The organism is Bartonella sp. LJL80, assembly GCF_054871565.1.
Window position 1 is genome coordinate 770,728 of the sequence record NZ_JBTXLM010000001.1, and the last position, 25,450, is coordinate 796,177.

Sequence of the window (25,450 nt, forward strand, 5' to 3'; positions counted from 1 at the left end):
CTTTTAGAAGCTGTGTTGAGGCTTCGCAAGCCAATAAATGCGCAATACCGCATATGCAAACCATATCGGCAGAAATATGCAGATCAACGGCAACACAACCACATAAAATGCGACCGATTCCATGGGCATGGTTACGCGCGCCATATTGAGATAAAAAGCAATGCCGATGACACTGACAAAAAAGATCGCGCAGGAATATGAGAGCGCAAATGCGAATGGAAGTTTTTGGGTCGTATAAAAATAAAGCGATGGCAGAATGGATATGAGACAGGCGCTGCCAATATTTTGCGCCACGAACCAGCATAGCAGTTCGCTATTGCTGAAATTATTCATCATTTCATTGAGGAAGCGGTCGTTGTGAAAGCGCTGTGAAAGAAGATAACTATAGGTCAGGCGACCGGCCAAAAGCGCCAATCCGCCGAAAACGGACAGAATAATAAAGACCAAGGCCGTTTTAAACCGCAAATTCACCCCCTCTGTCACTCCTTCGCAATGGGAAAAGCGGTAAGTCCAATACCGTTTCCATAAAGCCGTTTTGGGTGCGGGGTGATGCATTGTGATAGCCTATAGTCCCTCTAAGCTATCGTTAAGCCACCCATCGTCCCAAATCCCTTCCGCATCAATATGCACAAACCGGCTGCCAGCTGATACCGTGGCGTCATCGCGACGGTAGTTTTTGCTCACCTTGCACATATCACACCCCGATCTAACATCGAGACGGTGTGGAAATAGCTATAATACAATTATAACGGGAAGGAAACGGGGAAAACTGCGGCAATGTGAACCATGAAGGTTCAGAAAGTCCGCCAAGCTGACGAGTCCAAGACGTTCGTTAAAGGCAGCCTTGCCGCCGTCATGTCGGCAAGGCCTATCGCCACAAAATATTAAAGGGGTTCCGGATTGAAGTGAAACATCAATTGGATAACACACCGCGACAAATCAAAACCTTGCGACGTGCTGGCCGGATAGCATCAGGCGCGAAAAGCGCTCTAATGCAGCGTGACGGTTTGTAATTCGTGATCATTTGCCCCTTCCAGCGCTTTTGCGCGGGCATCGGACAGAATAATCGGTTCACCGGCAGCGCCAAACAGACCCCAAAGCGAAATGCCGGGTGCCATTGGCGGCATGTCGGGAAATTTTTGTGCCAGCTCATCGGTGCGGATTTGACGCAGATAGGCAATCTGGCCTTCGCCCAACAAAGCAAATTCTTTTAACGAAAGTGGCTGTTTTTCAGTTTTCATTTTATTCTCCTCTCGCATTACTCGTCGTCGCTTGCGGTAATGGTAATGCGTTTGACGCGCTTTTGTGGTGTTGGACGCTCCAGATCAATACATAAAAGGCCATTTTTAAGGTCAGCCGCGCCTACGCGCATACCGTCTGCAAGGACGAAGATACGCTGAAATTGACGCGATGCTATACCTCGATGCAAGAATTCGCGCTCCTGCGCGTCTGTTTGCCTTCCACGAATGATAAGTTGGCTATCCTCGACTGTGACATCCAGTTCTTCTGGCGCAAAGCCTGCGACTGCCAATGTAATGCGCAGACGAACATTTTGATCCTTCTCGCAAAGCCGTTCTATATTATAAGGAGGATAGCCGTCGCCAGACTTGGTCAGACGATCCAGAGTTTTTTCCATTGTCTCGAAGCCCAGAAGCAACGGGTTGGAAAAAGGTGTCAAGCGTGTCATACGATAGTCCTCTTCGAAGCGACCATATAGGTGAGAACCCGTTAGCGGCATTCTCATTTCAAAACCATATATGGCAATCGGCTTGGAGCAAATCAAGATAGTGTATCGCAATGCCATTTTGCGGTGCCTTCAGGGCTTGCTCGGCCGTGTTTGTTTTGAAAGGTTTGCTTGACCAAAGGATGTGGCCGCAATGAACGAACATACAAAAGAACGCCGAATTGCCGGAACGCTTTATACCAAATCGGAAGTGGCCGAAATTTTTCGTCGCTTTTCCGTCCAGCGTCCAAACCCGCAAAGTGATTTGATTTATCATAACCCTTTTACATTGCTTGTCGCGGTGGTGTTGTCGGCGCAGGCCACCGATGCCGGCGTCAACAAAGCCACCAAGCCGCTGTTTGAAATTGCCGATACACCGCAAAAAATGGCAGAGTTGGGTGAAGAGGGTATTGCAGATTATATCCGCAGCATCGGCCTGTGGCGTGCCAAGGCCAAAAACGTTTATGCGCTTTGCAATATATTGGTGGCGCAATATGGCGGAATGGTTCCCGACACGCGTGACGCTTTGATGGCACTTCCCGGTGTGGGAAGAAAAACGGCCAATGTGGTGCTCAATGTCGCCTTCGGCCAGCCCACCATGGCGGTGGACACGCACATTTTTCGTATCGGCAACCGCTTGGGACTGGCACCGGGCAAAACACCGGACGAGGTGGAAAAGAAGCTCGTCAAAATCATTCCGCCGCAATATATGGATCATGCCCACCACTGGCTGATCTTACATGGCCGCTATATCTGCAAAGCCCGCAAGCCCGACTGTCTGCATTGCATTATAGCCGATATCTGTCAGGCAGCCGTTAAAACCAACGTCATTCCCGCTCCGTTGGTGGAGATTAAAGGCAATGGCGCACCAGTTCCGGTTTAGGGCAGAATGAAATTGCCATTTCCATCAATTTCGGCAAAAGGATTATGTGCAACCTCCCAGAGATGGCCGTCAAGGTCGGCAAAATATCCGCTATGGCCGCCCCAAAATACATCCTGGGCCGGCTTGACGAGGGTCGCTCCGGCGCTCACGGCTCTCTCCAGAATGGCCGCGACCATCGGCTTGCTTGCAACGTTATGGGCCAATGTCATTCCGCGAAAACCGATGTGACTGTCGGCTAAGGCAGGCGCTAGTGTTGTATCTTCTGCAAGTTTTTCCCAAGGGTAGAGCGAAAAGGCAATCCCGTTTAACTGGAAAAACACGATGTTTTCCGTGCTAACATTTGCTGCTTTCCAGCCGAGCCCGCTTTCATAAAAATTGCGGGCCTTTGCAAGGTCGTTTACGCCCAGTGTGATAAGTGACAGTCGTTGTTCCATATCGCCTCCCAAATGTGCGAACCATGTTAGTTGTGTTGAATAGTGAACGTTTTATTTTTCAGTGTTTCTTCGCAGAAGGTTTTGACCAGCTTTTGCAAAATTTCGATGCGCTCGAAAAGCCATATCAGTTCTTCCGGCGTGATCTTGTATTCAGACGAATAACGCGCTTCCACATAAGCGCGTTGCAGCAGCTCAAACCGGCTTTTGTAAACCCTTAGATTTTGTGGCCAAGCCGCAACAACGCTGTTGGTGTATGCCTCAGACAGCGCGCGCAATCTTCGTAAACTATGCAGTTTCGGGCTGTAGAGTGAACGTGTCAGCAGCAGGCAGTGATAAATATGTTCCGTTGCTTGATGCGCTTCAAATGCAGCACTTCTCAAAAGCAAGTCTATTTGTTTTTCATCATTTTCTGATTTTATTTTGTTAAGACTATATTTTGCTAGGTCGAGGCTTAAGAGTGATTTTCTGTACCAAGTATCAAAATATCCTTCTGCTTCCTCCAGCATTTCGCTTTCGCTCAAGTCAATTTTTGCCGTCGTGTCAATCGGGTAACGGCTTGAATCAAAAAGCGTGATGCCATCGCGCATAATGTCGACAAAAAATGGCTTTCCTCGTTTGAGTTCTGAGACTACTTCACCATAGCCATGCACAATAAACTCGACCGGTGTTTTGATCCGTTTTGTTATTAACCATTCCTGATCCAAACGTAGCTCTGCCTGCTCCCAATAATCGGATTTGGTGAAGATTGGGTTGTCTACAACAACCAGCAGGTCATAATCGGAAAAATAGCCGCCAATGCGGTCTTCCACCCAATCGCCACGCGCATAGGAACCAAACAGCACCAGTCTGACAATATTGCCCTTGACGCGGCCAACACCGACTTCTTTTTTCTTGACCTTGGCCGAGGCGATAAACTGTTCGAAAATGATTTCGGCAACACGGCCAAGCTCACGCCGTTTTCTCAGCGGCAGGTGCTTCAAACGCTCGTCAAAATCTTCCGGCAGTGAACCCATCGTGCCCCTCAAAGCATGTTCTCATGTCCCATCGTTATAAACATATATTCGGTGAAAACAAAACAATGCAAAATAGCTATAAAAATGCCTGCCTGATTTCTGGCGCACAGTCTTTCATTTTTGTCTATATTGCTTGCCATGACATTATTGATGCACAACTCCGACCAACTTTATGATGCGCTCATCAACAAAGACCGTTCTTATGACGGGCATGTTTTTGTTTGTGTCACTACGACTGGTATTTTTTGCCGTTTATCGTGCTCTGCCCGTAAGCCGAAACGCGAGAATGTATTCTTTTGCGAGAGTGTCGCCGCCTGTCTGGAGCAGGGCTATCGCCCATGTCAGAAATGTCGACCGTTGGAAGCGGGCGGCCGCGTTGATCCGCTTTATCGCGATTTAATGGCAAGGCTGGATGCTGACCCTGAACATATATGGTCTGAAGGGGATTTGGCGCGTTTGGGGTTCGATCCATCTACGGTGCGCCGTGTTTTCAAACGCCAGATCGGCATGACATTTCTGGATCTTGCACGGTTGAAGCGTGCGGGCCGCGGTGCGGCCGTACTGGCCGAGGGGCAGCCGGTCATCGAAGCGCAATTGACCGCGGGCTATGATTCCGGCAGCGGCTTTCGCGAGGCTATCCACCGCTTGATTGGCAATCCGCCGAAAGCGTTGCAAAACCGGAGCCTGCTGAAAGCAGCATGGATTGAAACACCGATAGGCCAGATGCTGGCAGTTAGCGATGCCCATGTTTTGCACCTATTGGAGTTTTTTGACCGCAAGGGCTTGCCGGCCGAGCTTAAAAAGTTACAGGCCACAACGCGCTCGTCCATTACATTCGAGCGGACAACGGTCATTGATCAGGTGGAAGCCGAGCTTGCGGCCTATTACGAGGGCAAATCCTGCCATTTTGAAACGCCGCTTGCCAAGGTTTCCGGTGGTTTTGCGCCGTCTGTCTGGGCTGCGTTGCGCGCAATTCCGCCCGGTGAGGTTTGGTCTTACAGCCAATTGGCGGTGAGTTTGGACAAGCCAACAGCCATGCGAGCGGTGGCGCGTGCCAATGGCCAAAACCAGATTGCCATTATCATTCCGTGCCATCGTGTCATTGGCGCCGATGGTTCGCTGACTGGCTATGGCGGCGGCTTATGGCGGAAAGACTGGCTTTTGCGCCACGAAAAAAAGGTTTTTTCCTGAGAGTCTGCTTGCTATTTCGGCCATGCTGTTTTATGAGAGCACCGTTCAAGCCGTCCGGCAGGGCATGCCGTGGCGACTTTCATGCTTGATCAGACTTTGGTCAGTCTGATCATCAATCACAATAATGGAGAAGCAAAATGCCCAAGATGAAGACCAAATCGTCTGCCAAAAAGCGGTTCAAAATCACCGCAACAGGCAAAGTCAAAGCGGCTGCCGCAGGTAAGCAGCATGGCATGATCAAACGTTCCAATAAGTTTTTGCGTGACGCTCGCGGCACGATGGTTCTGGCTGAACCAGATGGCAAAAAGGTCATCAAAAATTATTTGCCGAACGGCCTTTGAACCTGACGTCTTAAGGAGATTATGACATGGCACGCGTAAAACGCGGCGTTACCGCCCACGCCAAGCACAAAAAAGTTCTCAAGCAAGCTGAAGGCTTCTACGGCCGTCGTAAAAATACGATCCGTACGGCAAAAGCTGCTGTTGATCGTTCCAAGCAATATGCTTACCGCGATCGTAAAAACCGCAAGCGTACTTTCCGCGCATTGTGGGTTCAGCGTATCAACGCTGCTGTCCGCATGGAAGGTCTGACCTATGGCCGCTTCATTGATGGTTTGACAAAAGCTGGTATCGAGGTTGACCGTAAGGTTCTTTCTGACATTGCAATCCATGAACCGGCAGCATTCTCTGCTCTGGTTGCTTCTGCAAAGAAGGCTTTGGAATATCTGAAAGAGACAACCCCGAATGCTTTTGAAGGCGCCGTCAAGTAAGCCGGTCGCGTTCCTTTCAAGCAAACTAAATTCGGAACCCGCACTGGCCAACCGCCGGTTGCGGGTTTTCTCTTTTGAGGATTCCATGGTTGTTGAACCCCATCATGAAATGCACGAGGCAGCTAGCCACGACCGCCAGCTGATTGCCAGTTGTGCCGGCGAGCGTATCGCCACGGTTATGCGTGATGGTCAAAAGGTTTGGATCAAGCGGCAGGGCATAGAGCGACGGCCCTTTGGCAAAAGATTGCACGCCGCATTTTCGTTTCTTCTGCCCGCCGCTTTTATGCGGGCCTCTCCGGTGCGCGATGCTGTTGCCATGAATGAACAGGAAGTGCGCAAGATCAACGCCTTTGCCAAAGCTGGCATCGCCGTGCCGCAAATACTGGCAATTGATGGCCCGGCTTTGATGATTGCCGATGTCGGGCAGACCGTGCAAAAGCGTCTGGATGCTTTGCGTAAAACCAACCCTCAAGCCCATGATGCTCTGCTGGTTGAATGTGCGGCCGCTTTGGGAAAAGCCCATGCCAGCGGGCTGGTGCATGGCCGTCCGCACCCGCGTGATATGTTTTTGACTGATGGTGGCCTTGGTTTTTTCGACTTTGAGGAAGAGCCGGAAGCCGTTATGCCGTTGGCTACCGCGCAGGCGCGTGATGCATGGTTATTGTTTTTTCAAATCAGCGCGCAGGCAATCGCCAAAGATCAAACGCAGGACGCGGCTTTTAGCGCATGGGCGGGGAGTGTTTCCCGTGAATCATTGCAGCAGCTCGGCAAGCTCGTGCGGTTTTTCTCAATATTTATCACGCCATTAAAACTTGTCCGCCCGATTTATCTTGGCGGTGATGGCAAGCGCATGTTAAGCGCAATGGAGTTTCTTTCATCTCATCTAAAAAAACAGGCAAAGACATGAGCGATATTGACAGTCTGGAACAGGAAATTTGTTCAGCCATTGAGGCCGCAGAAGACGAACAGGCACTGGAGACCGTGCGTGTAAATGCGCTGGGCAAAAAAGGCAGCATTTCAGAAAAATTGAAAGGCTTGGGCAGTATGGGCGCAGAAGAGCGCCAGATTGCAGGCCCGGCATTGAACGGCCTGAAAAATCGCGTCATGGAAGCGCTGGCAGCCAAGCGCAATGTTTTGAAACGTGCAGCCACGGCTGCCCGTCTAGCCAATGAAACGGTTGATGTAACCCTGCCGGTTCGTGGGTCCCCTGCCGAGCGTGGGCGCATTCACCCGATTGCGCAAGTGATAGACGAGATTACCGCGATCTATGCCGATATGGGTTTTTCCATTGCCGAGGGGCCGGATATCGAAAGCGATTATTACAACTTCACCGCGCTGAACTTCCCTGAAGGCCATCCGGCGCGTGAAATGCACGATACGTTCTTTTTCAATGCCGATGAAAAGGGCGAGCGTAAGCTTTTGCGCACCCATACATCGCCTGTGCAGGTGCGCACGATGGAAAAGCAACAGCCACCTATTCGCATAGTTATTCCGGGCAAAACCTATCGTATGGATTCGGATGCCACCCATTCGCCCATGTTCCATCAGGTTGAAGGTTTGGTCATCGACAAGAAATCCACCATTGCCAATATTATGTGGATCCATGAAGAATTCTGTAAGGCGTTTTTTGAAGTGCCTTCATTGAAGATGCGTTTCCGCCCTTCCTTCTTTCCATTTACCGAGCCTTCTATGGAAGTGGACATTCAATGCGACCGTTCCGGCTCGGAAGTTAAATTCGGTGAAGGCAATGACTGGCTGGAAATTCTAGGTTGCGGCATGGTGCACCCAAATGTGCTGAAAAATGTCGGCTTTGATCCGGATGAATATCAGGGTTTTGCCTGGGGCATGGGCATCGACCGTATCGCCATGCTGAAATATGGCATGCCGGATTTACGCGCTTTCTTTGATGCCGATGTGCGCTGGCTTGACCATTATGGTTTCCGCCCACTCGATATTCCAACTTTGTTCGGCGGCTTGAGCAATAGCTGATCTTTCTGCGCTAGAGCAGATCCATTTTATGTTGGGTCATAGATCTGCTCTAACTCTTTGTTTTACCGCAATTCTTATCCGAAAACCGCTTCACACTTTTCGGGAATTGCTCTAGCGTTTAAAATGAGGTTTTTAAAATGAAATTTACATTGTCCTGGTTGAAAGATCATCTGGAGACAGACGCATCGCTTGAAGATATCTGCGAAAGATTGACCGCCATTGGTCTGGAAGTTGATGATGTTAACGACCGTAAAAGCATCAATGCTTTTGTTATTGCCAAAGTGTTGAGCGCTGAAAAGCACCCCGATGCCGACAAGTTGCAGGTATTAAGCGTTGATACGGGTGAAGGCAAGCCGTTGCAGGTTGTCTGCGGTGCTCCCAATGCGCGCGCCGGTCTTATCGGTGTTTTCGGCCCTCCCGGTGCCTATGTTCCCGGCCTCGATGTCACCCTGTCCGTTGGCAAAATCCGCGGTGTGGAAAGCTTCGGCATGATGTGCTCCGAGCGCGAGCTTGAACTTTCAACGGAACATAATGGCATTATCGAATTGCCGGAAGATGCGCCGGTGGGCACTGCCTTTGCCGCCTATGCCGGTTTGAATGACCCGATCATTGATGTCGGGCTGACACCGAACCGTCCCGATTGCACGGGCGTTCGCGGTATTGCCCGCGATCTGGCTGCCAGCGGTATTGGCCGTTTGAAAGAGTTGAAAACGCCTGAAATTTCCGGTTCTGGCGCAGCCTCGGTGGATGTGTCGCTGGACTTTGGTGATACAGCCCCGCTTTGTCTGGGCTTTGCATGGCGCGAAATCCGTAATGTAAAAAACACCGCTTCGCCAAAATGGATGCAGCAGCGCTTAACCTCCATCGGCTTGCGCCCTATCAACGCGCTTGTCGATATGACCAATTATCTCACCTTTGACCTTGGCCGCCCTCTGCATGTTTTTGATGCTGACAAGGTCAAAGGCAATTTGACCGTGCGCCGTGGCCGCGAAGGCGATACCCTCTTGGCTTTGAATGGCAAGGAATATAAGCTTGGCGGCGACAATTGCGTGATTGCCGACGAAAACGGCGTCGAGTCGATTGGCGGCATTATGGGTGGTGAAACCACCGGCTGCGATGAGAACACCAAAAATGTCATCATCGAATCGGCCTTGTGGGATGCGCGCAACGTTGCCATGACCGGCCGAACATTGGGCATTATTTCCGATGCGCGTTATCGTTTTGAGCGTGGTGTTGACCCTGAATTCATGCAAGCCGGGCTGCAATTTGCCACAAAAATGGTCACAGAGCTTTGCGGCGGCGAGCCCTCGGAAGCTAAAACCGTTGGCTATGAAAAACCTGTGCTGAAAGTTATTGATTTTCCCTTTGCTGAAATCAAACGTCTGACCAGTCTTGATCTTGGCCATGACGCAGCAAGCGAAATCCTGACCCATCTGGGGTTCAAGGTCGAGGGCAAGGGGAACGTGGTGAAAGTTCAGGTGCCGTCATGGCGACCCGATATTGATGGCAAGGCTGATCTGGTCGAAGAAGTCATGCGTATCCATGGACTGGACAAGATAACACCACAGCCGCTTGATACCCATGCGGCCATTAATGGTCGCATTCTTACAACCATACAGACCCGCTCTCGCAATGCCCGCCGTGCGCTGGCTGCCCGCGGCATGATGGAAGCGGTCACATGGTCGTTTGTGTCTGAAAAACAGGCCAAGGCTTTTGGCGGCGGCAAGCAGGAATTGAAACTTGCCAACCCGATTGCTGCCGATATGTCGGAGATGCGCCCGTCGCTTTTGCCGGGCCTGCTTGCAGCCGCACAGCGCAATGCCGACCGTGGTTTTGCCGATCTCGGCCTTTTTGAAGTGTCAGGCACCTATGAAGGAAACCAGCCGGAAGACCAACGCCGCGTGGCTGGTGGCATTCGTCGCGGCACATATAAGCTTGATGGTTCAGGCCGCTTCTGGTCTGGCGCGTCAAAGCCCGTCGATGTGTTTGATGCTAAAGCCGATGCCCTTGCCGTGCTTGAGGCCTGTGGCATGGATGTCTCGAAACTGCAGGTGGAGACGGGTGCACCGGATTGGTATCACCCCGGCCGGTCTGGCGTGGTAAAACTGGGCCCCAAGGTGACACTGGCGCATTTTGGCGAGTTCCACCCCGACACATTGGAAGAATTGGACGTGAGCGGCCCGCTCTGCGGCTTCGAAGTGTTCATTGATATGGTGCCGGAACCGAAGAAAAAAGCAACCAAAACCAAACCGCCATTGGAGCTTTCAGCTTTCCAGATGGTGCGGCGCGATTTTGCTTTTGTGGTAGATAAAACGGTGGCTGCTTCTGTCATCATCCGTGCCGCCAGCGGTGCCGATAAAAAGCTCATCCGCTCTGTTCAGGTGTTTGACTTGTTTGAGGGTGCAAGCCTGGGTGAAGGTAAGAAGTCGGTTGCGATTGAAGTGTCGATCCAGCCGGTCGAGCGTACATTGACGGACGAGGATCTAGAGGCACTGGCCACCAAGATTATTGACAATGTTACTAAGTCCACCGGCGGGACATTGCGCGGCTAAGACTCTGGGTTATGTCACCTCGGCTATAAGATTATTTTTTGGCATGACATACAACCGTCATGCCAACAAAAACTCTATCAACGAAATAATGACTATTAGTGTGATGAGAAATTAGCGTCTGTTTCAAAGCTTCAAACCTGTGTTATTGGTATTTTGGAGGGGAATGTCATGCGTCGATTTCTACAAAATCACCTAATTTGGTTTGTAGCACTTGTTGGGGCTGCCATTGGTGCACTGCCTTTGGCATTGTCCACTCTGCGGGGGGCAGACTCAATTGGTCATGGTTTTGTATTTTTTATTGTTATTGTATTATTTTTTCTCCCTGCCAGTCTTATCCTTGTACAACTCATCAACGTATCGATTTGGACATATCAGCAGATAAGATTGTATGTTTGGTTTTGCGCGCTTCCTTGCATGCTCCTTCCCTATTGGCTTTTTGCGCAGCTCAACAATTCATTGTCTCATTTTACCCGATTGCTTTTACCGTCATTGCCAAGCTTTTTTGCTGTAGTGATTTTGGTTGTGGCTTGGTTGGTGATGAATATCAGGGACGATAAATTATCTATCTCTTCGGACGTGCTTATCATTGCTCGCAACAAAAAACCAAATTTCCAATCCATGTTTGATGCTTATATGGCAGGCACGATTGGAATATCGCTTGCGGTCATTTTGAGCTTGGCTTTACTGAATGCGACTGAAACAGCTCAAGAAATAATAAAAAACATCGTTACAGATACGGGAACTTATTTAAACATCGCTGCCTTTTCTGTCATTGGCTTTTTGCTTTGCCGAGATTTGCAAAAACATGGTCAAATCAACCGCCGTTATTTTATCAATAGGTCAGTTGTTGTTGTCGCATTGGCCAATGCGATGTTGTCTATCTATATTTGGCTTGATGGAACGGATGGGGACGGCCCTATCGCCTTTCCTTTTTTAACAGCAATTATCGTGTGGATCGTCCAGACACCTTTATGTGTCTTTCCTGCCCTATGCGGATTTTGGCTGGTCGAAAATTTTTGGCTTTCAACCAAGTTAACGAGCCGTTCTTCCGATTGATATCTATTAAGTAGAGTTCAATCAATAGACTGTTCGGCTTCTATACACGATGGCGTCACGCTTTTCGATTCAAGCCGAAATCCCCCTACTTCTCTCGCTGCGCCATCCAAGCCCCTTTCGCGAAAGTTGCGTGTTTCCTAGCGCTACCTTTACCGGTTGTCGAGTTAAGCAGTGGGTCGTATGTCGCTGTCTCATTCTGGAACCTTTATCGATCTTCAGCATTCTATTGCCTCAGGACAACATTAAGGGATGGAATGATGAAAGTGGTTATATCAATAGGTTTGGCACTTGGTTTGGCACTTACCGCGGCGGGTTGCACAGCGCGTGAAAAGCGCACTGCCGGTTATGGTGTAGGTGGCGCGGCGCTTGGCGGTTTAACGGGTGGTGCTATTGGTGGTGGTAGCGGCGCCGCAGCGGGTGCGGCAGTTGGTGGAGTTGCAGGAACAGTGATCGGTGCAAACCGCTAGAGAATCCGACTTTGGATTTTCAACTGGAATCGGCGAGAGACAAATAGCGTATCGTCGTCATCAATCCTGAAGATTGAAGGTTCCGGTGCGTTTGCATCCGATATTGGGCGACGGGCGTCCTCCCCGAAAGGGAGGGCGTCCGATTTGTTTCCGAGGCACGTTCCAGAAAAATGCGCCGGTTCGGACACTGACCCTTGCTATAGTCGCGTCTTTTCCATAATCCTGCGGGGCAGAATGTAATTGCAAGGATTATGCCCCGTTTGGCAAATCAATCGATGATGAGGCTCTTTATGGTGTTCCGAGCGATACGACTCTATCTATTTCTTTTGTTCTATGGTCTGGTCGCCAGCATTCTCGTTGCTATACCGGAATTCTTTCCAGTTTCATTTTTTTCAGCACTTGCCGACCCTACAAATGGAGGCTTTATCGCCCGTCCCTTTGTCGCCAGCGCAATATTCGCAACAGTTATTTCCTGTTTGATCACCAGTTTTTTTGGCGTCGCATCTTGGGTTTGGCTCAAAAAAATCCATCCGCTTATGTTCGTTTTGTCACTCGCATTTTGCATTGTCATTGTGGGTGGAATTTTCTTGCAGGCCTATGGCGCAGACCTCTTGGGCCTCATGCTGATCACTTATCTCAGTCTTTATGCGCAAGTATTGAGCATCATTTGCTGGTTCGCCAAGCAGGTTTACGACATGCGCGGCCGTACCATCGCGATCCATATTATAAAGGATCAAGATCGTACTCAGCAGGCATGGATGGCGGCAATCGGCATCTTGGTATTTTATGCATTCATTTATGTTTTATGCTTGGTTGTGCCGCGCATCATCCTGGCGGTTGCTGTCGGCACGCTTGATAGCCTTGACATAGTAAGTTTGGTGAGTGGACCGAGTTTGCTCGTCGCATTGCTTCCGGGGCTGCTGTTGGCAATCTATGTCACGTTTTATTTGAAGCGCCACGATGCAATGCCGATGGTGAAGTTTACGCGCATAGCGATTTTGGTAACTGTCTTGCTCATGTTGATAGCGGGTTGTCTCGCCCTCTTGGCGCAACCCCTCCCATCGGTCAGCTATCTGGGAATATTTGCTCTTTCTCTTCTGCCGACGATCCTGACGGCCATTTGTCAGGTTTCAGTAATCTTATCCCTGTCATTCTGGCTAACCATGAAACTACTCGATGTTAAAAATAGCCGAACAACAGTGAAAGGTTAATTGCCATTGTGATGCCTATGCCACGAGGGCGCGGTATTTTGGCATCAAAGTTTTCTATCATCGGGCAGGTTTTTGTTTTAAATTTTTAAAGGGTATGCTGGGCATTGGCTTGAGTGGAACGAGCTCATATATACAAAAAAGAAGTAAAATATCGGGAAGAAAATACGAAGACGATTGATGAGCAATGCGTTCAATAAATGTGCCGATGATCAAGGATACTATGATGACAGAGCCTGATGATGTTTAACGCGTTGAGCGAAAACGAGCGGCTATAAGATAATGCTATGAAAGAGCGTCAATTTTGAAGAGCTTCCCGTATAATGGTTCACACGGGAAGCTTTTTGTTAAATCTAGCGGCAGCGTGCCTCATAGAGGCGGCCATTGCGATCACGATATTGGCAATAACGCACACCGTCTTTTGTGCGGATATAGCCGATCAAACCACCGGCAAGCGCACCAACAGCTGCGCCGGCCATAACAGCGCGTCCACCATTACCAAGAACAGCACCACCGAGCGCACCGACGGCTGCACCGCCAACACCCCATTTCGTCACTTCTTTTTCTGTCTGCGTGCAGGCAACCGTAGCGAATGCGAGTGCGGAAACGGTAAGTAAAGAACACAATCTTTTCATGATAAAACTCCAAAACCCTCAATAGCACCCTCTATAGCACAAGCCCAAATGCGCCGCCTTAAAATAGTTTGTGATAACGTTGCTTTTAGACATAACAAAAAAGCGCCTGACGACGCTTTTTTAAGTACCGTGAATGGTGCGAGCAAAGCGCCGCTGGTCGCGCTATCGCATCTTATTGCATAAGAATGGCGCAGTCTTCCGCAGGACAGCACTGTTGCACGCAACTATGTTGTCAGAGAAGATGGTTCAGATTTTCACGCCATTCTTGTAAGTACGAGCGTTTTTAGCAAATTGCCCGTGCGGACGGAACCGCCAGAGATAGGCAGGAAGTACAGCTTCCATGGCGCGCGCTTCAATGCCGACGCCTTCAAGGGTACGGCCTTCACGTTCTGCGTCATCGGATACGACACTATCATATTTCAGCATCTTGATCTGTTCGGCGGTGGCGATTGTCGGCAACATCGGTAGTTTGCCAATGAGGCCGAAAATGCCCCCCATCACAGTTCCGACAGAGAATGGAACGGAAAGAAGAACCTTTTTGCGCAGGATTACTTTCAGCATTTCTTCCATGGCATGGCGGAAAGACAGAACCTCTTTGCCGCCTAACTCATAGACCTTACCCGGCGCTACCTTGCCTTCTAATGAACGGATAACAAATTCAGCAATATCGCCGACATAGACCGGCTGTAATTTGGTTTTGCCACCGCCAAACATCGGCAATACCCATGTGAAGCGCGACATATCGGCGAATTTGTTGAAGAAGGAATCTTCCGGCCCGAAAATGACTGATGGGCGCATGATGATGGCATCCTTATGGGCCGCTTGTACGGCCTGTTCGCCTTGCGCCTTTGTCTTGGCGTAGGAAACAGAAGAATGGATATCGGCGTTCAAAGACGACATATGGATAAGCGGAATGCCAGCACTATTGGCCAGCTCGGCGACATTTTTAGCGCCTTCCACCTGTACATTGTTGAAATTGTTTTTGCCTGATGAATAGAGCACACCAGGAAGAAAGACAGCCGCGTCCGCATCAATAAGCGCACGGGCCACAGACTCACGATGGCGAACATTGGTTTTGACCATCTGTGTCTGCCCGACCTCGCCGACCTGCAACATATAATAAGCTGTCTCTGGACGGCGCACAGCAATGCGCACGCGATAGCCGCGTTTGGTCAGCGCTTCCACAACATGACGGCCGACAAAGCCGGAGCCACCAAAAACAGTAATGAGTTTTGGGTGTTGGTAAAGATCGGTGCTAAGCGTCATGGATGCACTCCTGAAAGTCTTAAATCTTGCCTGATATTGGTTTAACTTTTTTTGGCCGAAAGGCAAGTCTTTAGAGCCAAACTCATCAAGAGTTGAACGCTTTCACCCGATTTTCGACGTTTTAAAACTTGTATAAAAAATGAAGGTTTCACAGCTGCTTGAAACAGTCTTGACGCTAGGCATGAAGGTGTGATCCTGTTGACCGTTTAGCGCTGGCAGAAGCGCATTTACGTTGGTGGTGTGCCATTCTGTTTCAAGAAGTCACCCGCAAGATAGAGGGATCCGCCAATAAGGATGGTGTTGTCGGGGTTTGTCGCTGCGATACGGTGGAGCGCAGCCTGAATGCCCGTCATCGCCTCGGCATTGAGGCCGGCACGTCGCGCCGTTTCGGCAAGCTCGTGCGCGGGCACGCCGGCATCGCTGGAATGCACCGGCACGGTATAGACTTTTTCAACAAGACCTTTAAAGGCAGAAAAGTAGCCGCCTGCATCCTTCGTGTTGATCATGCCGGCAACCATGATAACCGGTTTGGCGCCTGTATATTGCTTTCGGCGCAGCTCTTCGGCAATAACCTTTGCGGCTGCCGGATTATGTCCACCATCAAGAAAAACCTGTTGGCCTGCTGGCAACATATCGACGATGGTGCCTTTGTCCATGCGCTGCATGCGGGCAGGCCAATCAACATTTTGCAACGCTTTGGCAATATCGGCTTCTTCTAGCTTGAAACCGGCTTTAAGCACTGCTTCTATGGCGGAAGCGCTGTTGGCAATCTGGTGTTGTCCGCTTAACTTTGGCCGTGGCAAATCCATTAACCCGTTTTCATTTTGGAAAACCATGCGGCCATGTTCTTCATAGGCTTGAAAATCTTGACCGAAAACGGCCAGCGGCGCGCGGTGTTTTTCAGCTAAGCTGCGCAATACATCAATGGCCTCATCGCTGTCCTGCTTGCCAACAACAACCGGAACATTGTTTTTAATGATGCCGCCTTTTTCAAATGCAATTTTTGCAATCGTATTGCCAAGATATGCTTCATGGTCGAGCGCAACCGGCATGATGAGGGAAACTGCCGATGTTTCAATGATATTGGTGGCGTCAAAGCGCCCACCCAAGCCCACTTCCAGAATTACCGCATCAGCGGGATGTTCAGCAAACAGTACAAAGGCTACAGCGGTGAGGATTTCAAAAACCGTAATGGGCTGGTTGTCATTGGCCTTGGCCACCCGTGAAATGGCGTCGGCCAAAGTGGTATCATCCACCAATTGTCCGCCGCCTTTTCGGCCCAGCCTGTAACGTTCATGCCAGTGAACGAGGTGCGGCGAGGTATGAACATGAACGAGATAGCCCGCACTTTCCAGCAATGCACGGCAATTGGCTGAAGCGGAGCCTTTGCCATTGGTGCCGGCGATGTGGATGACCGGCGGCAACTTCAGCTGTGGATTGCCGAGAACCGCAAGCAGCTTGGTTATGCGCTGCAGAGAAAGGTCGAACCCTTTCGGATGCAGCTTCATCAAATCGTCAATAAGCTGTTCGGCGCGGGAATCCTGCATCGTCTTCAGGCGGCGCTGCTGCCCTCAATCCGAGATGCCGGTGCAGTATAAGCTGGCTGTTTCATCATCAGGCGCAAAAGTTTGGCGATTGTTGCCTTCATTTCCAAACGCGACACGACCATATCGACCATGCCGTGTTCCTGTAAATATTCGGCACTCTGGAAACCTTCGGGCAGTTTTTCCCGAATAGTCTGTTCAATCACGCGTGGGCCCGCAAAGCCGATCATGGCACCCGGTTCTGCGATATGGACATCACCCAGCATCGCATAGGAAGCTGTTACACCACCGGTTGTCGGATTGGTCAAAACGACGATGTAAGGCAGCTTGGCATCTTTCATCATCTCGATTGCCACGGTTGTGCGCGGCATCTGCATCAACGACAAAGTGCCTTCCTGCATACGCGCGCCGCCGGAAGCGGCAAAGAGAACCAGTGGGCGTTTTTCTTTAATGGCCGTTTCAAAGGCTTTAACAATCGCTTCACCCGAAGCCATACCCAGCGAGCCGCCCATAAAGGCAAAGTCCTGCACGGTGGCTATAATCGGCAGGCCTTCGATCGTGCCGCGGGCATTCATAATATTGTCGTCGACACCCAGTTTGGCGCGATAGTCCTTCAAACGGTCGATATAACGCTTTTCATCACGAAATTTCAGCGGATCGATCACCACTTTCGGGTTTTCCAACAGCTCATAGGCGCCATTGTCGAAAAAATGGGTTAAACGGGCCTTGGCCGGTATGCGCATATGGTGGCCGGAAGCGGGCACAACATACTGGTTCTTTTCCAAATCCTTATGGAATACCATTTCGCCGCTGGCCGGATCCTTGATCCATAGATTTTCCGGCATCTCGCGACGACCCAACATCGAGTTGATTTTCGGACGAACATAATTGGTAATCCAGTTCATCTTTTCACCCTTATCCTTATCATCTGCGGTTACATTCCGTCGCCCTATTGACGGGCTGCGTGGACACCGGCACTTAATTCCTTAACCAGCTCGCTGGCAGCTTTGACAGCATCACCTTTTGGCCGACCACTATCGTCTAATGTTGCTGCAATAGCGTTGACAATGGCACTGCCGACAACCACACCATCGGCGGCTTGTCCAACTTTTGTGGCCTGTTCTTTTGTCTTGATACCAAATCCCACGGCAATTGGTAAAGATGTATGTTTTTTTATCGCCTGGACAGCATCAGCCACAATGTCTGTATTCGGCAAAGCCTGTCCGGTGATGCCGGTCATGGAAACATAATAGACAAAGCCCGATGTATTCTCCAGCACTTTCGGCAAACGCTTGGCGTCGGTGGTAGGGGTGGCAAGACGGATGAAGTTGATTCCCGCTTTAACGGCTGGAATGCACAATTCCATATCCATCTCCGGCGGCAGATCGACAATCAACAAACCATCTACACCGGCAGCAGCCGCATCTTTCAAAAACTGTTCAACCCCATGCACATAGATCGGGTTGTAATAGCCCATCAAAAGCACCGGTGTTGTGTCGTCGGTTTTGCGGAAATCGGCGACCATTTGCAACGTCTTGTTAAGCGTTTGCCCGGCTTTCAAGGCACGCAAACCTGCCGCCTGAATGGCGGGGCCATCGGCCATCGGGTCTGAAAAAGGCATGCCAAGCTCAATCACGTCGCTACCGGCTTGCGGCAACGCTTTCATAATGTTCAGCGCGGTTTGATAATCGGGATCGCCAGCCATCATATAAGTGACAAGGGCAGGGCGGCCTTCTTTCGCCAAAGCGGCAAATTTAGCGTCAATTCTTGTTGTCATAACCGCTCTCCTTACATTTCCATGCCAAGCAGGGTGCCAACCGTATGGACATCCTTATCGCCACGGCCTGAAAGGTTGACGATGATGATCTGGTCTTTATCCATTTTAGGCGCTCTTTTTACGGCCTCGGCAATCGCGTGGGATGATTCAAGCGCCGGTATAATGCCCTCACAGCGTGTCAAAAGCTGGAAAGCATCCAGCGCTTCACCATCAAGAATAGGCACATAGTCAACGCGGGCTGTGTCTTTCAGCCAAGAATGTTCCGGTCCAACGCCGGGATAATCAAGGCCGGCAGAAACGGAATGGCCTTCTAGAATCTGGCCATCATCGTTTTGCAAAAGATAGGTGCGGTTGCCATGCAATACACCGGGGCTTCCCGCAGTCATCGAGGCGCAATGTTCCACACCGTCGAGGCCACGGCCGCCAGCTTCAACACCAACAATCTTCACAGACTTTTCGTCAAGGAAAGGATGGAAAAGCCCAATCGCATTGGAACCGCCGCCAACAGCGGCAATGATCATATCCGGCAAGCGGCCTTCGCGCTCCAATATCTGCTCTTTGGCTTCCTGACCGATGACTGCCTGAAAATCGCGCACCATTTCAGGATAAGGGTGCGGGCCTGCGGCCGTGCCGATAAGATAATAGGTATCGTGGACATTGCTGACCCAATCGCGCAGCGCTTCATTCATGGCGTCTTTCAATGTGCCGTTGCCTGCTGCAACCGCGTTCACTTTAGCGCCCAAGAGATTCATGCGGAACACATTGGGTTTCTGGCGTTCCACATCTGTCGCGCCCATATAAACAGTACACGGAAAGCCAAAGCGGGCTGAAACGGTTGAGGCGGCAACACCGTGTTGCCCTGCACCGGTTTCCGCGATGATGCGGGTTTTACCCATGCGCTTGGCAAGCAGGATCTGGCCAAGACAATTGTTAATTTTGTGACTGCCTGTATGGTTCAAATCTTCGCGTTTAAGATAGATTTTCGCGCCACCCAAATGCTCGCTCAAACGCTCGGCGTAATATAGCTTGGAAGGGCGACCGGCATAATGGGTGGAAAGCGCCTGAAGCTCGGCCTTGAAAGCCGGATCATTCTTGGCCGTTTCATAGGCTTCCTGCAATTCCAGGATAAGCGGCATCAGGGTTTCTGCAACAAAGCGTCCGCCAAAAATGCCGAACATGCCATCTTCATCAGGCCCCGTGCGGTAGGAATTGAGTTCAGCCGACTTTTCCACGTCAGTCTCCTTTGGTTTTTAGAGCTTTTTCGACGCTGTCAAAAAAACCGTCAATCAATTTCACATCCTTTATACCGGGTGCGCTTTCCACACCGGACGATATATCAAGGGCAGCAGGTTGTGCTATTGCAATGGCCTCGCCAACATTAGCCGCATTCAGCCCACCCGAAAGCATGGTTTGGCTTGCCGCGTCAAGCGTTTCGTCAAGCTTATGCATTAACGACCAGTCAAAGGAAACTCCGTTGCCGCCCGGTAGATTGGAACTTTCGGGCGCTTTGGCATCAAACAAGAATTGGTCTGCTATAGCTTTATAAGCTGAAACGGTGTCGAAATCGCCAGCTTCCCGAATGGAAAAGGCTTTGATAATCGGCAACTGATAGCGCTGCTTGATCTCGCTTGCACGTAGCGGTGTTTCCGATCCATGCAGCTGTAAAATGTCGGGCCGGATTTTCTCGACGATTTCGTCCAGCATTGTGTCGTCTGCATTGACTGTCACAGCCACAAGTTTGACCGGCTTTTGAATGTGTAAACGCAAGCGTGCCGCGTCCGCAATCGGCAAATGGCGTGGACTTTTTTCAAAGAAAATAAAGCCGATATAGTCGGCGCCACGTGCAATGGCGGCCGCTATGGCTTCGGGCGTTTTCAGCCCGCATATCTTTATTTTTACATCCATGATTTCTTGTTGTCATAAAAACATGTCAAAGTCGAGTTCAAGCCCGCGATAAAAGCCTGTCATTTTTACGTGACAGGCTTTTATGCAAATGCGTCATAAGCGCAGCCGCAAAAAGCGGTGTCAGCAAATTCAAAAGGGGCACGGAAACAAAAAGCGCAATGACAAGTCCGCCGCCGAAGACTGTCAGCGCATTTTGTCGGTAAAAAGCATGGGCTTCTGCTTCAGGTCGCAAACGACAGGCGGCAAATTCAAAATATTCCCGTCCCAGAAGATAGCCGTTGATTACGTAAAAAGCGATCAAATTGACGCCTGGCACAAAGAATAAGATCAACGCCACAATATTACCAATGATACTCAAACCCACAAAGCGCAATGAAATGACAAGTGAGCGGCCAAGCGGCATTTCTACACCGGCTTTGTCCTGGGGATAGTCGTTATCTTCGATGATTTTTGCAGCATCATCCATAAACAACCCGCCAATCATAGCGGTGATGGGGGCAACGAGCAGCGCCATCAGCAGCGCGAGGCCGATGGAAAACACAATCGCGCCAATGAAACCGAGCCAACCAACCCAATGAGGCAGTGTGGGCAAAAATTCTGCGATCCAAGGCCAGACAAAGGCAAAGAAGACCTCTCGAACCAGAAGCCAAAGCAAAACCAGAACGAGTAAAGTTGCGCCCAAGGCTTTCCATAGCATGGAGCGGTACTCAGGGGTGAAAATGCGCTGGAAGGCGCGGATCGCTGCGTCGAAAATCATGGATTAGTAAATAAGAAAACAGCGGATAATAAACAAGAGGCAGGGCTTGCTCTGGCAATTTCATTTCGCAACAGGTAAACGGATTGGATTGAAGTGAGATGGAGCAGAGTGATGGCCCAATTCGATGTTTTGACAATCGGCAATGCGATTGTGGATGTAATTGCACGGACTGATGATGATTTTCTTGTCAATAATGGCATTATCAAAGGCGCAATGAATTTGATTGATGCCACACGGGCGGAACTGCTTTATTCACGCATGGGGCAGACCGTTGAAACATCTGGCGGCAGCGCTGGTAATACAGCTTCGGGCGTTGCCAGTCTTGGTGGTAAGGCTGCTTATATGGGGAAGGTGGCAAATGATCATCTTGGACAGGTATTTGCGCACGATATGCGCGGTCAGGGCGTGGCTTATGATACAAGGCCTCTGGAAGGCGGCGCGCCGACAGCACGTTGCATGATTTTCAATACGCCTGATGGCGAACGCTCAATGAACACTTATTTGGGTGCATGTGTTGAATTCGGGCCGGAAGATGTGGAAGTCTCCAAGGTGGCCGAGGCGAAGGTTGTCTATTTTGAAGGCTATTTGTGGGACCCGCCACGCGCCAAGGAAGCTATGCGTCTCGCCGCAAAAATTGCCCATGAGAATGGCAATGAAATGGCCATAACACTTTCTGATTCCTTTTGTGTCGACCGCTATCGCGATGAATTTTTGGAGCTGATCCGTACCGGTACGGTCGATATCGTTTTTGCCAATGAGGCTGAACTTCTTTCACTCTATGAAACGTCCTCATTCGATATGGCAATGACAGCGATAAGGAATGATGTGCGTGGCTTTGCTTGTGTGACCTTGGGTGAAAAAGGTTCAGTGGTCATGCGCCGTAACGAGACCTTTTCGGTCAAGGCCTATCCGGTGGACGAGGTGGTTGATCAAACAGGGGCCGGAGATGTCTATGCAGCTGGTTTCCTTTACGGTTACACAAATGGCTTGTCGTTTGAGGATAGTGCGCGTCTTGGCTCGCTTTGTGCCAGCACCATCATTCAGCAGGTTGGCCCGCGGGCACAGTTTTCGTTGCGTGATCTTGGTGTGCAGGCAGGACTCATCCAGCCCGAATAAAGCAACTCGGTTTCAAGATAGAAATGTCCCTTCAACTTTTTAGATTTGAGGGGACATAATTATAAATTTTTCTGCGCGTTGAATTGCTGGCAAAGCCGTTTGGGTTAGCCGCCGATTTCGCGCGAAATTCGAACAAACCTGTGCGTCGTGGTATATCTGATATTTCGTCTAACGATAGAAGGCGTTCAGTCCTTGTCATTTGCAATTCGTTAGATAACGACCTTTTTCCCGATGTGTAGTGTTAAGATTGTTACTTTACGGTGGGGGGATGAAAAAATGATCTTCGTCCATTGTTCTCTTTTTGGCAAGCCATCGTCTGTAATGGCTGGTTGGAAAGGTAAAGATTGGGGAACAACATCTCAAAACATAATAAAAGCATTACAGTCCGCGAAAAGTACTTTAACAACTATGCGTGAAATGAAAGACGCAGTGGGCGGAGATAAAAATTTTATTTATTTTTGGAAACCATGCTTCAGTATAAGCAGCCATAGAAAATTTCTGAAAATATAAGATAAAAATGCCTCATGAGAGTTCGTTATGCAATATCATTTTATAAACGCAACAAAAAGTAAAATGTTTCATTCGTCAATATAGCCAACACCACGAATGATAGAAATTTAGCCAAATGTAATGGTCGGGCGGTAAAGTAGACGAGTTCGTATGCACTGCAAGTCTAAGTGCAATTAATGTCCATAAATCCTATTATATTTTGATGCTGTACGATAAAATGCAGCCGTTATAAATTAGCGCTAATTCAATTTTTTATAGAGAATAATATTTCAGCCGATGGAGCAATCCAATAACTTCATCTAAAAAATCATAGATTTTTTATTGGAGCTGCTTTATCGTTGCATCCAAGAAATGGGTGCGCATGACCATTTCCTGCGCTTTAGAAGGCGCTCGAGCGATGCGTTAGACTGTTCAGGATAACGCAATATCAATGCGTTTTCCTTAGTGTTGAATATTTGCTGGCTGTGCCATCGGTACAGGCAGATGTTTTGCTATGTGGAACAATCTAACTCCCCAATCCTTATTGAATAGGGCGGGGAGCGTCTGTGTGTTCAGGTGGTATCTTGCGCTCGCGCAAGAGGCTGTTCCAGCCGTCATGGATGGAAGAGTCAACACTAAAAGCAACGACCATTTCGTTCGAGTGGCTTCTAACTCTCCGCCTCAAAAGTGTCTGCATCATGCGCAGCAGACCGCACGGGGGACGCTATATGACCCAAACAAAACACCATCTGCACGCCAGGCAGAATGCCGTGGGCATGCCGGATATGAAGCAGAGACAGGCCTGGCTTGACAGCAATCGCGATCAGGATGTGCGCAATACCGTTGCCAACAAGCTTAAATATCTAAGAAAAGCGGTCGGTGTAACGCAATCGGAAATCGGTGCATTTATGGGCGACATTTCTTTTCAGCAAGTTCAAAAATACGAAAACGGTTCTAATTTGGTTCCGCTAGACCGCCTTTCCATGTTGGCAAAGAAGTTCGACCTTTCAATCGAATTCTTCGTCGACGCGGAAAACTACAATATTGCCGATTTCGTCAAGCAGACAGACGAAGAACGCGTTTTGCCTTTTTATAGCAACACAACGCTTGAGCTGGCAGAGATGATTAGCGGGCTTCCTGAAGAGAAAAGAAAGGCTCTGCGTGTCCTATGTGAAATGAAATGACCCCCGTAGATGGTCTCGGGGGTCATCATCGCAATTGTGTTTTATCGTTAAGTCCGTTCCTATTGCTTTAGGCGATTGGCGATAGCGTTGAACATCAAGGAAGCTTCCAAGGGTTGCTCCAAGAATGAAGGTTCGGCCTTCGGCCAAGTGGACCACTGGATGATAACAAGATTTTCTTTCTGGTTGATCATCATCATCTGGCCGAAAATACCCAGACCCCACATTGTCTCGCTATTATCGAGGCCGGTTTTAGGGGAGACATCATGAGCGTCTTGAGGTACTGAGTTGTTCCACCATTCATAGCCGTAAGTACCTTCGGGGTGGGCGCTTGTGACTGAATTTTTAGCCTGGTTCCATGACCGTGCATCGGCAACCCAGTTGTCAGGCAAGATTGTCTGTCCATTTGGCAGGGCGCCATTTTCAAGCACAAACTGGCCGAATTTGCCCCAATCTTCCAATGTGGCGTTAAAGCCATGCGCTCCGACGTCATGCTTGCCAACCTGATAACTATGCCACACGCCATCATTGACCATGCCATAGGGTTGCCAGACCTTTTCCTGCAGATATTGCGCAATCGGCATGCCGACGGCTTTTTCAAGCGTATCGCCTAAAAGCCACGCTCCACCAGAAGAATAAGACCATGCTTCGCCGGGCTTGGCATAGGCTTTGCGGTTTTTGCTGATGATAAGGTCGTGCACACAGGAATAGGTGTCTTTGCCTGCTTCACATTGTGTCAATTGAGCGAAATCCGACTTTGGATTTTCGTAATTTTCTGACCATTCGACGCCTGATGTATGTTGCAGCAATTGGCGAACACTGACATTTTCCCATACAGTACCAGCAACGTCGGGATTATATTTTACGATTTTATCATCAAGGGATTGGATTTTACCGTCTTTGACAGCAACACCAACCAATGTCGATACCACCGATTTTCCAACCGAGCGGGACGTCCACAAGGTCTTGGCTGTATTGCCTTGGCCATAATATTCGACAACCACGGTGCCGTTTTTGATAACCATCAAACCGGTAACGTTATTGCGGTTGATGTATTGTTGCAAATCATAGCCATGGTTATCGACACTATAGGACACGTTAGAAAGATCCTGAATGTCACGCGGAAGCGGCCGCGGTGTCGCATGCTTGAAAACATCACCCGGATACGAACGATAATCGTTACGGAAGCCGACGACACGGTCCTGTTTGTCCCAAGTCAACATATCTTTGACGGCCGGAAGTGTCGTATCAAGCGGCGTCGGGCACTGAGTCAACGCAGGTACACCGCAAGGAGACGCGGCAAAAGCAGGTGTGTAGGCACTGATACCTAGAATAACAAATCCAAATCCTGCTAATAATTTTTTCATCTCATTCGCCTTTCATGCAAATTGACGTTTCAAGCTACTTTTCGATGGTGCATGACATGTTGCCATGCTGATCGAGTAAGCCCTGCAGCCAATAGATGTGTTTGTCTCGTCCAACAATTATGCAGCGG

Annotated in this window: 26 protein-coding genes; 12 read left to right on the top strand and 14 right to left on the bottom strand. The window is 49.6% G+C overall.

Annotation, left to right across the window (positions count from 1 at the left end; all coding sequences use genetic code 11):
• Nucleotides 1-3: 3 nt before the first annotated feature.
• The 3 genes from ACYSNS_RS03470 to ACYSNS_RS03480 all read right to left on the bottom strand — a co-directional run bounded on the left by ACYSNS_RS03470 (nt 4) and on the right by ACYSNS_RS03480 (nt 1,687).
• Nucleotides 4-465 carry a hypothetical protein gene (locus tag ACYSNS_RS03470; RefSeq protein ID WP_461721721.1) on the bottom strand — a complete coding sequence of 154 codons (462 nt, stop codon included), beginning with the start codon at nt 463-465 and terminating at the stop codon, nt 4-6.
• Between the two features lie 524 nt (nt 466-989).
• Nucleotides 990-1,241, bottom strand: coding sequence for a BQ00720 family protein (locus tag ACYSNS_RS03475; RefSeq protein ID WP_461721722.1), 252 nt, complete (start codon nt 1,239-1,241; stop codon nt 990-992).
• A gap of 17 nt (nt 1,242-1,258) precedes the next feature.
• Nucleotides 1,259-1,687: an Hsp20 family protein gene (locus ACYSNS_RS03480; RefSeq protein ID WP_461721723.1), complete on the bottom strand. Its 429-nt coding sequence runs from the start codon at nt 1,685-1,687 to the stop codon at nt 1,259-1,261.
• Between the two features lie 190 nt (nt 1,688-1,877).
• On the opposite strand from ACYSNS_RS03480, the gene nth reads away from it, so the two are divergent.
• The gene (gene nth / locus ACYSNS_RS03485; RefSeq protein WP_461721724.1) at nt 1,878-2,606 is read left to right on the top strand and encodes an endonuclease III; all 729 of its coding nucleotides are present in this window, start codon (nt 1,878-1,880) and stop codon (nt 2,604-2,606) included.
• Here the strand turns inward: nth and ACYSNS_RS03490 are convergent.
• Nucleotides 2,603-3,040: a VOC family protein gene (locus ACYSNS_RS03490; protein WP_461721725.1), complete on the bottom strand. Its 438-nt coding sequence runs from the start codon at nt 3,038-3,040 to the stop codon at nt 2,603-2,605. The genes nth and ACYSNS_RS03490 overlap by 4 nt on opposite strands.
• A 26-nt stretch (nt 3,041-3,066) precedes the next feature.
• On the bottom strand, nt 3,067-4,053 hold the full coding sequence (locus ACYSNS_RS03495) for a HEPN domain-containing protein (protein WP_461721726.1): 987 nt from the start codon (nt 4,051-4,053) through the stop codon (nt 3,067-3,069).
• 150 nt (nt 4,054-4,203) lie between these two features.
• On the opposite strand from ACYSNS_RS03495, the gene ACYSNS_RS03500 reads away from it, so the two are divergent.
• The 9 genes from ACYSNS_RS03500 to ACYSNS_RS03540 all read left to right on the top strand — a co-directional run bounded on the left by ACYSNS_RS03500 (nt 4,204) and on the right by ACYSNS_RS03540 (nt 13,288).
• The gene (locus ACYSNS_RS03500; RefSeq protein WP_461721727.1) at nt 4,204-5,244 is read left to right on the top strand and encodes a bifunctional transcriptional activator/DNA repair enzyme AdaA; all 1,041 of its coding nucleotides are present in this window, start codon (nt 4,204-4,206) and stop codon (nt 5,242-5,244) included.
• 137 nt (nt 5,245-5,381) lie between these two features.
• The gene (rpmI, locus tag ACYSNS_RS03505; RefSeq protein ID WP_461721728.1) at nt 5,382-5,585 is read left to right on the top strand and encodes a 50S ribosomal protein L35; all 204 of its coding nucleotides are present in this window, start codon (nt 5,382-5,384) and stop codon (nt 5,583-5,585) included.
• A gap of 26 nt (nt 5,586-5,611) precedes the next feature.
• A complete protein-coding gene (gene rplT, locus ACYSNS_RS03510) occupies nt 5,612-6,013 on the top strand; it encodes a 50S ribosomal protein L20 (RefSeq protein WP_461721729.1) in 402 nt (133 codons plus the stop codon).
• Between the two features lie 85 nt (nt 6,014-6,098).
• Nucleotides 6,099-6,920 (top strand): serine/threonine protein phosphatase, encoded by an 822-nt coding sequence (locus ACYSNS_RS03515; RefSeq protein WP_461721730.1) that lies wholly within the window; start codon nt 6,099-6,101, stop codon nt 6,918-6,920.
• Nucleotides 6,917-8,002, top strand: coding sequence for a phenylalanine--tRNA ligase subunit alpha (pheS, locus tag ACYSNS_RS03520; protein ID WP_461721731.1), 1,086 nt, complete (start codon nt 6,917-6,919; stop codon nt 8,000-8,002). Before ACYSNS_RS03515 ends, pheS begins: the two co-directional genes overlap by 4 nt.
• A 137-nt stretch (nt 8,003-8,139) precedes the next feature.
• Nucleotides 8,140-10,554 carry a phenylalanine--tRNA ligase subunit beta gene (pheT, locus tag ACYSNS_RS03525; RefSeq protein ID WP_461721732.1) on the top strand — a complete coding sequence of 805 codons (2,415 nt, stop codon included), beginning with the start codon at nt 8,140-8,142 and terminating at the stop codon, nt 10,552-10,554.
• Nucleotides 10,555-10,722: 168 nt separating this feature from the next.
• On the top strand, nt 10,723-11,610 hold the full coding sequence (locus tag ACYSNS_RS03530; protein WP_461721733.1) for a hypothetical protein: 888 nt from the start codon (nt 10,723-10,725) through the stop codon (nt 11,608-11,610).
• 254 nt (nt 11,611-11,864) lie between these two features.
• Nucleotides 11,865-12,077 carry a hypothetical protein gene (locus tag ACYSNS_RS03535; RefSeq protein WP_461721734.1) on the top strand — a complete coding sequence of 71 codons (213 nt, stop codon included), beginning with the start codon at nt 11,865-11,867 and terminating at the stop codon, nt 12,075-12,077.
• A 251-nt stretch (nt 12,078-12,328) separates the two neighbouring features.
• Nucleotides 12,329-13,288 (top strand): hypothetical protein, encoded by a 960-nt coding sequence (locus ACYSNS_RS03540; protein ID WP_461721735.1) that lies wholly within the window; start codon nt 12,329-12,331, stop codon nt 13,286-13,288.
• Nucleotides 13,289-13,638: 350 nt separating this feature from the next.
• Here the strand turns inward: ACYSNS_RS03540 and ACYSNS_RS03545 are convergent, their stop codons facing one another.
• The 8 genes from ACYSNS_RS03545 to ACYSNS_RS03580 all read right to left on the bottom strand — a co-directional run bounded on the left by ACYSNS_RS03545 (nt 13,639) and on the right by ACYSNS_RS03580 (nt 21,169).
• The gene (locus ACYSNS_RS03545; RefSeq protein WP_461721736.1) at nt 13,639-13,920 is read right to left on the bottom strand and encodes a hypothetical protein; all 282 of its coding nucleotides are present in this window, start codon (nt 13,918-13,920) and stop codon (nt 13,639-13,641) included.
• A gap of 246 nt (nt 13,921-14,166) precedes the next feature.
• Entirely contained in the window at nt 14,167-15,186 is a 1,020-nt protein-coding gene (locus tag ACYSNS_RS03550) for a complex I NDUFA9 subunit family protein (protein ID WP_461721737.1), read from the bottom strand.
• A 227-nt stretch (nt 15,187-15,413) separates the two neighbouring features.
• The gene (locus ACYSNS_RS03555) at nt 15,414-16,694 is read right to left on the bottom strand and encodes a bifunctional folylpolyglutamate synthase/dihydrofolate synthase (RefSeq protein WP_461721901.1); all 1,281 of its coding nucleotides are present in this window, start codon (nt 16,692-16,694) and stop codon (nt 15,414-15,416) included.
• Between the two features lie 44 nt (nt 16,695-16,738).
• Nucleotides 16,739-17,635 (bottom strand): acetyl-CoA carboxylase, carboxyltransferase subunit beta, encoded by an 897-nt coding sequence (accD, locus tag ACYSNS_RS03560; RefSeq protein ID WP_461721738.1) that lies wholly within the window; start codon nt 17,633-17,635, stop codon nt 16,739-16,741.
• 44 nt (nt 17,636-17,679) lie between these two features.
• Nucleotides 17,680-18,507, bottom strand: coding sequence for a tryptophan synthase subunit alpha (gene trpA / locus ACYSNS_RS03565; RefSeq protein ID WP_461721739.1), 828 nt, complete (start codon nt 18,505-18,507; stop codon nt 17,680-17,682).
• Between the two features lie 11 nt (nt 18,508-18,518).
• Entirely contained in the window at nt 18,519-19,685 is a 1,167-nt protein-coding gene (trpB, locus tag ACYSNS_RS03570) for a tryptophan synthase subunit beta (RefSeq protein ID WP_461721902.1), read from the bottom strand.
• Between the two features lie 55 nt (nt 19,686-19,740).
• Nucleotides 19,741-20,412 (bottom strand): phosphoribosylanthranilate isomerase, encoded by a 672-nt coding sequence (locus ACYSNS_RS03575; protein ID WP_461721740.1) that lies wholly within the window; start codon nt 20,410-20,412, stop codon nt 19,741-19,743.
• A gap of 37 nt (nt 20,413-20,449) precedes the next feature.
• Entirely contained in the window at nt 20,450-21,169 is a 720-nt protein-coding gene (locus ACYSNS_RS03580) for a sulfate transporter family protein (RefSeq protein ID WP_461721741.1), read from the bottom strand.
• Nucleotides 21,170-21,280: 111 nt separating this feature from the next.
• On the opposite strand from ACYSNS_RS03580, the gene ACYSNS_RS03585 reads away from it, so the two are divergent.
• Together ACYSNS_RS03585 and ACYSNS_RS03590 are read left to right on the top strand one after the other, a co-directional pair.
• The gene (locus ACYSNS_RS03585; protein ID WP_461721742.1) at nt 21,281-22,285 is read left to right on the top strand and encodes an adenosine kinase; all 1,005 of its coding nucleotides are present in this window, start codon (nt 21,281-21,283) and stop codon (nt 22,283-22,285) included.
• A gap of 1,217 nt (nt 22,286-23,502) precedes the next feature.
• Entirely contained in the window at nt 23,503-23,958 is a 456-nt protein-coding gene (locus tag ACYSNS_RS03590) for a helix-turn-helix domain-containing protein (RefSeq protein WP_461721743.1), read from the top strand.
• 59 nt (nt 23,959-24,017) lie between these two features.
• On the opposite strand, the gene ACYSNS_RS03595 is transcribed toward ACYSNS_RS03590, so the two are convergent.
• The gene (locus ACYSNS_RS03595) at nt 24,018-25,322 is read right to left on the bottom strand and encodes a serine hydrolase domain-containing protein (RefSeq protein WP_461721744.1); all 1,305 of its coding nucleotides are present in this window, start codon (nt 25,320-25,322) and stop codon (nt 24,018-24,020) included.
• Nucleotides 25,323-25,450: the final 128 nt, after the last annotated feature.